The organism is Promicromonospora sp. NPDC060204 (assembly GCF_042728455.1).
Lineage (GTDB): Bacteria > Actinomycetota > Actinomycetes > Actinomycetales > Cellulomonadaceae > Promicromonospora.
Map to the genome: position 1 here is coordinate 1 of NZ_JBHWZO010000397.1, position 3,711 is coordinate 3,711.

General features: G+C 72.1%; 2 protein-coding genes. Both read right to left on the reverse strand.

Annotation, left to right across the window (positions count from 1 at the left end):
- Positions 1-75 precede the first annotated feature (75 nt).
- A complete protein-coding gene (locus tag ACFWEJ_RS27900; RefSeq protein WP_377232417.1) occupies positions 76-2,229 on the reverse strand; it encodes a 3-hydroxyacyl-CoA dehydrogenase NAD-binding domain-containing protein in 2,154 nt (717 codons plus the stop codon).
- 3 nt (positions 2,230-2,232) lie between these two features.
- On the reverse strand, positions 2,233-3,483 hold the full coding sequence (locus ACFWEJ_RS27905) for a thiolase family protein (protein WP_377232418.1): 1,251 nt from the start codon (positions 3,481-3,483) through the stop codon (positions 2,233-2,235).
- Positions 3,484-3,711 lie beyond the last annotated feature (228 nt).

A 3,711-nucleotide genomic window follows, 5' to 3' on the forward strand; every position in this document is an offset into this window, starting at 1 on the left:
CTCCGACACCGGGCACGAGAGGTGTGCCCGGCGTCGGAGGGTCCCGGAGTTCAGCTCAGTCCAGCTCAGTCCAGCTCAGGACACGGGCACGTTCGCCACGCCGTCCGGCAGGAACCGCCGGCCCAGGACCTTCTCGCTGTAGCCGGTGCGGTCCAGGTACGGCGTGATGCCGCCCGTGTGGAAGCCCCAGCCCGCGCCGAGGATCATGGCGAGGTCGATCTGCTGCGGCCCGGGCACCACGCCCTCCTCCAGCATGAGGCCGATCTCGGTGGTCAGGGTGGTGAGCACCGCGTCGAGCACGCCGTCGCCGTCGAGCACGACCTCGCCGTGGTGGCCGGTCCCGCCCGCGACGAGGGCCTCGCCGAACACGGCCTGGATGGCCGGGTCGACGGGCTTGGGCAGGCCCTTCGCGGGCGCGTCGAGCACCACGCGGGTGCCGTCGGCCACGAGCTTCTGCAGCCCGGGGGAGGCCGGGATGCGGTCGCCCAGGTCCTCGCGCAGCGAGGTGAGCACGTGCAGGCCGACGGCGGGGCCGACGAGGTCCAGCAGCTCGAACGTCGGCATCGGGAAGCCGAGCGGGGCGAGCGCGCGGTCCGCGACGTCGACCGGCGTGCCGTTCTCGATGGCGTCCATGACCTTGCCCATGACGAGCAGCAGCAGCCGGTTGACGACGAAGCCGGGGCGGTCGCCCGACAGCACCGCGGTCTTGCGCAGCTTCTTGGTGATCGCGAACGCCGTGGCCAGGGCCTCCTGCGACGTCTTGTCGGCGTTGATCACCTCGACCAGCGGCATCTGGGCCACGGGGTTGAAGAAGTGGATGCCGACCACGCGCTCCGGGTGGGCCAGGTCGGCCGCCATCTCGCTGACGGACAGCGCGGAGGTGTTGGTCGCCAGGATGGTCTCGGGGGCGATGACGCCCTCCAGCTCGGCGAACACCTTCTTCTTGAGCCCCATCACCTCGGTGACGGCCTCGATGACGAAGTCGCACGAGGCGAACTCGTTGATGTCCGTGGTGCCGGACACCGAGGCGACGATGCGGGTGGCGGCCTCCGGCGTCAGCCGCCCGCGGCCGGCCAGCTTCTCGGCCGTCTCGCGGACGAAGGACAGGCCCTTGTCCACGCGCTCCTGGTCGAGGTCGCGCATGACGACGGGCACGCCGAGGCGCTGCGCGAACAGGAATGCCATCTGGGCGGCCATCAGGCCCGCGCCCACGACGCCGACCTTGGTGATCGGCCGGGCGAGCTGCGGGTCCGGCGCGCCCACGGGCTTCTTGCCGGCGCCCACCAGGTTGAACGCGTAGATGCTGGCGCGCATCTCGTCCGACATGATCAGGTCCGCGAGGGCCTCGTCCTCGGCCGCGAACGCGTCGGTCTTCGAGGCGTTGCGGGCGGCGGCGATCAGCTCCAGGGCGCGGCCCGGGGCCGGGCGCGAGGTGCCGACCACGTCGTCGAGCTGGGCCTTCGCGGCCCCGACGACGGCGTCCCACACGGGCTGCGGGTCGAGCGCGCGGCGCGGCACCTCGATCTCGCCGGTGACCACCTTGGCGGCCCAGACGATGGACTGCTCCAGGAAGTCGGCGGCGTCGAACTGCGCGTCCACCAGGCCGATCTTCAGCGCCTCGGCGGGCTTGAAAGGCTTGTTCGCGGCCGGGCGCGTGAGGATGACCTCGACGGCCTTCTCCACGCCGACCAGGCGCGGCACCAGGTACGCGCCGCCCCAGCCGGGCACCAGGCCGATGCCGGTCTCGGGCAGGCCGAGCGCGGCGGCGTCGGACGCCACGGTGCGGTAGTCGCAGTTCAGGGCGACCTCGAGGCCGCCGCCGAGTGCCAGGCCGTTGACGAACGCGAACGTCGGCACGCCGGTGGCGGCCCGCAGGTCGCCCAGGATCGTGTACGCGGCGTGGCCCATGCGGCCCAGCTCGACGGCCTCGGCGTGGCCGTTCAGGGAGGTGACGCCCTTGAGGTCGGCGCCGGCGGCGAGGAAGTACGGCTTGCCCGTCACGCCGACGGCGGCGAGCTCGCCGGCCTCGGCGCGGGTGCGGACGACCTCCAGGGCCGCCTTGAGCTCGGCCATGCCGGCCGGCCCGAGCGTGTTCGGCTTGGTGTGGTCCAGGCCGTTGTCGAGCGTGACCAGCGCGAGGACGCCGGCGCCGCCGGGCAGGGTCACGTCGCGGACGAGCGAGTGGGTGACGCGCTCCGCCGGAGCGCTGGGGGTGGTGGTCTCAGGCACGGGTCAGTTCTCCTCGTCCGTGTGGCCGGAGTAGTTGGCGTGGTGCGGGTTCTCCCAGATGACGCTGCCGCCCTGGCCCAGGCCCACGCACATGGCGGTCAGGCCGTACCGGACCTCGGGGTGCTGCTCGAACTCGCGGGCGAGCTGCGTCATGAGGCGCACGCCGGAGCTGGCCAGCGGGTGGCCCATGGCGATCGCGCCGCCGTACGGGTTGACGCGCGGGTCGTCGTCGGCGATGCCGTAGTGGTCCAGGAAGGACAGCACCTGGACGGCGAACGCCTCGTTCAGCTCGAACAGGCCGATGTCGTCGATGGTCAGCCCCGCGGCCTTCAGGGCCTTCTCGGTCGACGGCACGGGGCCGTAGCCCATGATCTCCGGCGGCACGCCGGCGTACCCGTAGGACACCAGGCGCATCTTCACGGGCAGGCCCAGCTCGGCGGCGACGTCGCCGGCGGCCAGGATGGCGCCCGTGGCGCCGTCGGTCAGCGGGGACGACGTCGCGGGGGTGACGCGGCCGCCCGCGCGGAACGGCGTCTTGAGGCCCTGGATGGACTCGAAGGACGTCTCCGGGCGGGGCAGCTCGTCGGCGGTGGCCAGGCCCCAGCCCAGCTCCGCGGAGCGGACGGCGACGGGGACCAGGTCCGGGTCGATGTTCCCGTTGGCCAGGGCCTTGGCGTACTTGGCCTGCGACTCGACGGCGAACTTGTCGGCGCGCTCCTTGGTGAGCTGCGGGAACTTGTCGTGCAGGTTCTCCGCGGTGACGCCCATGTTCAGGGACTGGGGGTCCACGAGCTTCTCGGCCACGAACCGGGGGTTGACGTCGGCGTCGAAGCCCATCGGGTGGCGGCCCATGTGCTCCACGCCGCCCGCGATCACGACGTCGGCGGCGCCCATGGCGATGCCCGCGGCGGTGGTGGTGGCGGCCGTCATGGCGCCGGCGCACATGCGGTCGATGGCGTAGCCGGGCACGGACTGGGGGAGGCCGGCGAGCATGCCGACGGTGCGGCCGAGCGTGAGCCCCTGGTCGCCCTGCTGCGTGGTGGCGGCGATCGCCACCTCGTCGATGCGCTCCGGCGGGAGCTCGGGGTGCCGCCGCAGCAGCTCGCGCACCACCTTGACGATCAGGTCGTCGGCACGCGTCTGCGCGTACATGCCGTCGGGCTTGGCCTTGCCGAACGGCGTCCGGGCGCCGTCGACGAAGACGACGTCGCGTACGGCGCGGCGGGCACGCGGTGTTTCCGGGGCTGCGGTCATCAGCAGAACTCCTGGGGGTTCGGGACGGCGGCGTCCATGAGCGACGCCGCTGGATCGAGATACACGCTACCGCGAGTACCGGTAAAAAGCACGCACGATCTGAGACCCGGTCCGGCGGTTCCTGAAACCCGGTCTCGCAACGCACAAAACCCCCGTTGAGTGCTGGGTATTTGTTGGAATCGGTGTGCGAGACCAACAAATACACAGCACACAAACCGGGGGGGTGGT